This is a genomic window from Sphaerisporangium sp. NPDC088356, from assembly GCF_040685555.1.
GTDB lineage: Bacteria > Actinomycetota > Actinomycetes > Streptosporangiales > Streptosporangiaceae > Sphaerisporangium.
On sequence record NZ_JBFBIK010000212.1, the window covers coordinates 1 to 5933 of the forward strand.

Sequence of the window (5933 nt, forward strand, 5' to 3'; positions counted from 1 at the left end):
CGTGGGGCGGCACCCGATCTTCACGATCGGGTGCCCGCCCGCCGCGCCGCCCTCGACGCGCGCCTTCCCGAGGAGGAGCGCATCCTCGTGCCCGCGCCCCGCCGCACTCTGCGGATTGCCAATGGAATCACCGAATTCATCCGTGACTGCGGGGTCGCGCCCGGGGCAATCGTCGTCGACAACGTTGATGAGGCCGACGAGACCGATCGCGAACTCCTCGCCACGCTTGTACGCCGTTTCGACCCCGAATGTTTGACAATTGTGGTGTTTGCCAGTAAAGCGGCACCTGATTCCTTTCGCGGTCGGAGCATTAAGTCCGAATTGACAACTTTGGGGGAACCGGAAAACCTCGCGGTCCGTTATGTCGCCTCCGACGGCACGCTTGACGACCCCCGGGCGATCGCCGCGTACCGGGCGCTGCAGTCCGCCGAGCGGGCCCGGATGCACGACCGGCGAGCCGGCGAGCTGGCCGCCACAGGGCGACCGCACTGGTCCTTCGGAGCGATTCCCTACCATCGGGAGCACGGAAGCGACCCGTCTGGCGCCGGGGTCGAGGCGCTCTGGGCCGCGCTCGACCACTGCATGCGCGAGGGGTTCCTGGAGGCGGCGGCCGACTTCGGCCTGCGCGGCCTGGGTCTGTGCGCTCCGGACGCCGGCCGCTGGTGGAACCTCATCCAGGGGACGGCGACGGCTCTGGCCGGGCTGGGCCGCAGGGAAGAGGCGCGGGAGCTGTACGAGCGGGCCCGCCGCACCAGCGTGGACGCGGAAGTGCACTCGGCCTCGGCCTACGGGACCGCCATGCTGGACGCGCGCCACCCCGACCCCGCCAGGCGCGACCTCGGCCGGGCCCAGGGCTGGATCAACGAGGCCGTCGCCATCTCCGCCCTGCTGCCCGACCCCTGCGTCCGCGCCTTCAAGCTGGGCTTCGACCTCAACGGCAAGGCCCTCATCGAGATGCGCGGCGGCCACGCCGACAGGGCGCTGACCCTGGTGGAGTCGGCGATCAAGCTCGCGGACACCGACCTTCCGCCGGAACGGCACCTGATCCACCGCATGGTCCTGCGGGCGAACCGCGCGCAGCTCCTCGGAGTGCTGGGAAATCCCCAGGAGGCGCTGGCCGACCTGGACGCCGCGATCGCGATCGACCCCGCCTACCCCGACTATCACCTGGACCGGGGCAACCTGCTGTTCCAGATGGGACGGCCGGACGCGGCGCTGGCCGACTACGAGGCGGCGCTGCGCCTGAGCCCGCCGCTCCCGGAGGGGTACTACAACCGCGCTCAGCTCCTGCTCGCCACGGGCGATCTCGAAGCGGCCAAGGCCGACCTGGACCACGTGCTGGAGCTCGATCCGGGCTACCTGGACGCCTACATAAACCGGGCCGGCCTGCTCGTGGAGTTCGGGCTCGACGAGCAGGCCAGGGCCGACGTGGACGCGGGGCTGGCCCTCGCCCCCGGCAACCCTCACCTGTCATGCGTGCTCGGCCAGCTGGAGACCTCCGCGGGGCGCTACGAGGAGGCGATGGCGGCGTTCGACGTGGCGCTCACCGGGGCCCCTAGCCTCGTGCCGGCCTGGGCCGGCCGCGCGAGCCTGAGGTACGAGACGGACGACCTCCAGGGAGCCGTCGCGGACCTCACGCACGCGATAGCTCTGGGCGAGGACGCGGCCCTCTACTTCAACCGGGCGACCGCGCTCAGGGGCCTCGGCAGGCTCGCCGAAGCCCTGGACGACCTGCGCCGCGCCCATGCCCTGGGTCCCGGGGACCCGGACGTGGTCAAGGCCCTCCACGAAGCGGGCTGAGATCACTCCTGGAGGAGGAGGGCGATCACCTCGGCAATGGCCGGCGGCTCGACCGGGTCGGGAAGAGCCGCCAGCTCGGCGGGGGTGAACCACGCGTGGCCGAGAAAGGTGTCCCGCTCCTCGTCGGTCAGCGTCTCCGGGACGATCTCGGGGGTCCCGGCGAAGCGGGCGAGATAGAACGGCTCGACCTTCACGTAGTGGACGCCGAGCCAGTGGTAGTCCCGCTCCACAGGGACCCACATGTCGGTCACCGTGTCGCCGGGTAGGCCGGTCTCCTCGTACAGCTCCCGCCGGGCGGCCTCCAGCGGGGTCTCGCCGGGGTCGATGCCACCGCCCGGCGGCTCCCAGAAGACCACTCCGCTGACGAGGTCGCGCCAGTGCATGAGCAGGATCCGGCCTTCGCCGTCCACGCAGACCACCCGGGCGGCGGGCCGGTCACTGATCATCGTCACCGAATTCCTGGTACGTCGGGGCCGCGCGTGGCCGGGGATCACCGCGCCGGGCCGAACCGGTGGGCACGGAAGAACGCCTACGCCTCGGGCTCCTCGGGCTTCTTCGGGGGCTCGGGGGGCTCCGGGCTCAGCGGCTCGTCGAAGTCTTCCGGCCAGGTGTTGGCGTTGACGATCCGCCAGAACTCGTCGGGGCGGCGAGCGGTCTGGTGCATGCTCTGTTCCTGCAGCTCAGCGGCGATGGCACGCTGCTCCTCGTAGGCGCCCTTCATCGCGTCCAGCCACTCCACCGGGTCGATGCCCGCCTCCTCGGCGGACCTGAGCGCCATGTCGGCGTACTCCTCCGGGGTCGCGTTGAACGTCCAGCCCGTCAGCTCCATCAACTGCTCGTCGGTCAGCTCGCCGCGCTGCCAGGCGATCGCCTCCGCCAGGTGCTCGGCCACGAAGACGGCGTTGACGTACCCGGGGAGCATCGCGGCCAGTGCGACCGCCGCTCGCTTTTCCTCCGGTGACAATGTGTCCCATTTGAGCACCCGCCGGCTCCTCTCCGCTCGTCCGGGCGCCACTGTACTTCCCGTCCTCGTAGGTCCGGCAGAGCACCGCCGTGATGGCGGTGGGTCAGTCGGTGACCACGAGATCGGTCAGGTCCAGATGCCGGGAGAGCTCGGTGACGTCCGTGTAGTAGGCCACGTAATCGTGCCCCCTGCGCACGCGCAGCCAGGGTTGGTTGCCGAGGACCAGTGCCTCGACCTCAAATCCTCTGCTGTCGACCCATTTCACGTCATAGAGGCTATGAAGCGCCAGGTCAACAGGGGGCAACAGGCGCAAATGCATTGCGTCTCCGTACCGTCGGCCCACCGTAATGCCGTCAAAGGTGATCACATCCATCCCCAGGTCACGCCCTCGGCGCCGGACGCCCGTGAAGTGGCCGGACCAACCTGTGGAAGGAGGGATCGCGAGGCCGCCGTTGAGCGGTAACCTGCCTCAACGTGAGCGAAGGGGTGAGTGGTTCGGTGAGCTCCGAATACGTGCTGACCTTGTCCTGCCCGGACAGGCCCGGCGTGGTCGCGGCCGTCTCAGGCCTGCTGGCCGCGCGGGGCTGCAACATCACCGAGAGCCAGCAGTTCGGCGACCCGGGCGCCGGGCGCTTCTTCATGCGCGTGCAGTTCACCGCCGCCCTCCCCGAGGACGAGCTGCGCGCGGCCTTCACCGCGCTCGCCCCGGAGTTCGCCATGGAGTTCCGGCTGCACGACCTCGCCGTCAGGCCGAGGGTGCTCGTAATGGTGAGCAAGCTCGGCCACTGCCTCAACGATCTTCTCTACCGCATGCGCTCGGGGCTGCTGGAGATCGACATCGTCGCCGTCGTCTCCAACCATCCCGACCTGCGACCGCTCACCCAGTCGTACGGCATCGACTACCACCACCTGCCGGTGACTCCCGAGACCAAGCCGCGCCAGGAGGCGGAGGTCCTCACGCTGGTGGAGCACTATCGCGCCGATCTGGTGGTGCTGGCCCGCTACATGCAGGTGCTCTCGGAGGACCTGTGCTCCAAGCTGTCCGGCAAGGTGATCAACATCCACCACTCGTTCCTGCCGTCCTTCAAGGGCGCCAAGCCGTACCACCAGGCGTACTCACGAGGCGTGAAGCTGATCGGCGCGACCGCGCACTACGTCACGGCCGACCTCGACGAGGGCCCGATCATCGAGCAGGAGGTGGCCAGGGTCAACCACACCCACTCACCCGACGATCTGGCCGCCATGGGCCGCGACGTGGAGCGCCTGGCGCTGTCGCGGGCCGTGCGGTGGCACGCCGAGCAGCGGGTGCTGCTCGACGGCCACAAGACGATCGTCTTCCCCCGCTAGATCCGCCGGCGATGAGCCGGCCCCGTGGCGCCGTCTAGGGGGCGAGGCCGGTGTGCTGGGCCAGGAACGCGAGCTGGTCGGCCATGAGCTCGACCGAGCGGCTGACCGCCCGGGCCCCGTGGCCGACCTCGCTCTCGTTGCGCAGCAGGATGGGCCGGTCGTCGGCCGCCTGGGCGTGCTGGAGCGCGGCGCACATCTTCCAGGCGTGCAGGGGATGCACCCGGGTGTCGGAGCCGAAGACCATGAACAGCGTCGCGGGATAGCCGACGCCCTCGCGGACGCGGTGGTACGGGGAGTAGTCCCACAGCCAGGCGAACTCCTCCGGAACGTCCGCCGAGCCGTACTCGACGTTCCAGGTGGCGCCGAGGCCGAACTTCTCGTACCGGATCATGTCAAGGAGCGGCGCGGAGCAGGCCACCGCCGCGTACAGCTCGGGCCGCTGGGTGAGGGCGGCTCCGACCAGCAGGCCGCCGTTGGACCCCCCGGAGATCGCGAGCTGCCCGGGCGTGGTGACTCCGGTGGCGATCAGGTGCTCGGCCGCCGCGTGCAGGTCGTCGAAGACGTTCTGCTTGTCGCCGAGCATGCCCGCGCGGTGCCACTCCTCGCCCTGCTCGCCGCCGCCGCGCAGCTGCGCGACCGCGTAGACGCCGCCGGCCTCCACCCACGAAAGGATCGAGGAGGAGAACCCGGGGGTCATGGACACGCCGAAGCCGCCGTAGCCGTAAAGGATCGTCGGGCGGGGGCCGGTGCCCGGCCTGGAGACCACGATCATGTGGACCTCGGTGCCGTCGGTGGAGTGGTAGACCACCCGCTCGGTGTTCACCTCGGGGACCTCGACGGCGCCGGGCGAGGCCGCCCAGAGCGTGGTCTCGCCGGTACGGGCGTCGTAGCGCTGGATGCTCGCCGGGGTGGTGTTGTCGGTGTAGCCGAACCAGGCCTCGTGGCCGCCCTCGGGGCGCTCGGTGATACCGCCGATCGTGCCGAGCCCGGGGGTCGGCACCTCGCCGATCTTCTCTCCGCCGGCGAGGTCGTGGATGGAGATCTCGCTGATGGCGTGCCGTGTCCAGGCCACGAGCATCACGGGGCGGTCGAGGTCGTCGAGGATCGCGAAGTCGGACAGCACCGCCTCCGGGTCCTCGGGGATGAGGTCGCGCCAGCTGTCGTACTCGGGACGCTCGGGGGAGGTGACGCAGACGCGGGCACGCGGGGCGTCGCGGTCGGTGAAGACGTACAGCCGCCCGTCACGGCCGAACAGGAGCATGCTCTGCGCGTCGACGTCCTGCTGGACGGTGACCAACTGCGGCGCGTCGAGGGTGGAGGCGGACAGATCTGCCATCCACAGGTCGTTGCGCGGAGCGGTGCCGCGGGAGGCGGAGATCGTGAGCCACCGGCCGTCCCTGGAGACCGAGACGCCGTAGTAGTTGGTCTTCTCCAGCCCCTCGCCGAAGATCATGGCGTCCTGCTCGGTGGGCGTGCCGAGGCGGTGCAGGTAGACCCGGCGGTGGAATTGGTCCTCACCGTCGGGCACCTCGCTCGCGGGGAGCCTGCGCACGTAGTAGAACGCCTCGCCCCCGGGCAGCCAGGCGATGGGGGAGTAGCGGCAGCGGTCGATCGGCCCCTCGACCCGCTCGCCGCTCACGACGTCGATGACGTGGAGCTGGGACTCCTCGTCGCCGCCCACCGAGATCTGGTAGGCGAGCCGGCGGCCTTCCTTGTCGGGCTGCCAGGAGTCGATGGTGGTCAGCCCGGAGGGGTCCATCGCCATGGGGTCGAGGAGCACGTGCTCTACACCGTCGGCGCCGACGGTGTAGAGCACGGCGTG

Annotated in this window: 6 protein-coding genes; 2 read left to right on the plus strand and 4 right to left on the minus strand. The window is 70.2% G+C overall.

Annotated features, from left to right (window positions below):
* The first annotated feature begins 330 nt into the window (after positions 1-330).
* The gene (locus tag AB0O34_RS35910) at positions 331-1800 is read left to right on the plus strand and encodes a tetratricopeptide repeat protein (protein ID WP_363923309.1); all 1470 of its coding nucleotides are present in this window, start codon (positions 331-333) and stop codon (positions 1798-1800) included.
* A gap of 2 nt (positions 1801-1802) precedes the next feature.
* Here the strand turns inward: AB0O34_RS35910 and AB0O34_RS35915 are convergent, their stop codons facing one another.
* The 3 genes from AB0O34_RS35915 to AB0O34_RS35925 all read right to left on the minus strand — a co-directional run bounded on the left by AB0O34_RS35915 (position 1803) and on the right by AB0O34_RS35925 (position 3137).
* Positions 1803-2246, minus strand: a complete 444-nt coding sequence (locus AB0O34_RS35915) for an NUDIX domain-containing protein (protein ID WP_363923318.1) — start codon at positions 2244-2246, stop codon at positions 1803-1805.
* Positions 2247-2329: 83 nt separating this feature from the next.
* Positions 2330-2782, minus strand: coding sequence for a hypothetical protein (locus AB0O34_RS35920; RefSeq protein WP_363923311.1), 453 nt, complete (start codon positions 2780-2782; stop codon positions 2330-2332).
* A gap of 85 nt (positions 2783-2867) precedes the next feature.
* Complete coding sequence (locus AB0O34_RS35925; RefSeq protein WP_363923313.1) at positions 2868-3137, minus strand: hypothetical protein; 270 nt, start codon at positions 3135-3137, stop codon at positions 2868-2870.
* Between the two features lie 125 nt (positions 3138-3262).
* Between AB0O34_RS35925 and purU the strand changes: the two genes are divergently transcribed.
* Positions 3263-4111 (plus strand): formyltetrahydrofolate deformylase, encoded by an 849-nt coding sequence (gene purU, locus AB0O34_RS35930; protein ID WP_363923315.1) that lies wholly within the window; start codon positions 3263-3265, stop codon positions 4109-4111.
* 34 nt (positions 4112-4145) lie between these two features.
* On the opposite strand, the gene AB0O34_RS35935 is transcribed toward purU, so the two are convergent.
* Positions 4146-5933: prolyl oligopeptidase family serine peptidase (locus AB0O34_RS35935; protein ID WP_363923317.1), on the minus strand; the 1788-nt coding region annotated here is incomplete at its 5' end.

Excerpts from the sequence above, each read along its gene's own strand:
- AB0O34_RS35915 (WP_363923318.1), bottom strand. The coding sequence starts at position 2,246 with ATGATCAGTGACCGGCCCGCCGCCCGGGTGGTCTGCGTGGACGGCGAA.
- AB0O34_RS35925 (WP_363923313.1), bottom strand. The coding sequence starts at position 3,137 with ATGGATGTGATCACCTTTGACGGCATTACGGTGGGCCGACGGTACGGA.